Annotated in this window: 1 rRNA gene; it reads right to left on the bottom strand. The window is 52.9% G+C overall.

The window, feature by feature from the left end:
* A 23S ribosomal RNA gene (locus WFN75_RS22485) occupies positions 1-821 on the bottom strand; the annotation flags it as partial.

Consider the following 821-nt stretch of genomic DNA (forward strand, 5'->3'; position numbering starts at 1 on the left):
GTCGCTGCCGCAGCTTCGGTGCATGGTTTAGCCCCGTTACATCTTCCGCGCAGGCCGACTCGACCAGTGAGCTATTACGCTTTCTTTAAATGATGGCTGCTTCTAAGCCAACATCCTGGCTGTCTGTGCCTTCCCACATCGTTTCCCACTTAACCATGACTTTGGGACCTTAGCTGGCGGTCTGGGTTGTTTCCCTCTTCACGACGGACGTTAGCACCCGCCGTGTGTCTCCCGTGATAACATTCTTCGGTATTCGTAGTTTGCATCGGGTTGGTAAGCCGGGATGGCCCCCTAGCCGAAACAGTGCTCTACCCCCGAAGATGAGTTCACGAGGCGCTACCTAAATAGCTTTCGGGGAGAACCAGCTATCTCCCGGTTTGATTGGCCTTTCACCCCCAGCCACAAGTCATCCGCTAATTTTTCAACATTAGTCGGTTCGGTCCTCCAGTTAGTGTTACCCAACCTTCAACCTGCCCATGGCTAGATCACCGGGTTTCGGGTCTATACCCTGCAACTTAACGCCCAGTTAAGACTCGGTTTCCCTTCGGCTCCCCTATACGGTTAACCTTGCTACAGAATATAAGTCGCTGACCCATTATACAAAAGGTACGCAGTCACACCACAAGGGTGCTCCCACTGCTTGTACGTACACGGTTTCAGGTTCTTTTTCACTCCCCTCGCCGGGGTTCTTTTCGCCTTTCCCTCACGGTACTGGTTCACTATCGGTCAGTCAGGAGTATTTAGCCTTGGAGGATGGTCCCCCCATATTCAGACAGGATACCACGTGTCCCGCCCTACTCTTCGAGTTCACAGCAAGTGTG

The organism is Leclercia sp. UBA7405 (genome assembly GCF_037152215.1).
Lineage (GTDB): Bacteria > Pseudomonadota > Gammaproteobacteria > Enterobacterales > Enterobacteriaceae > Enterobacter > Enterobacter pneumoniae.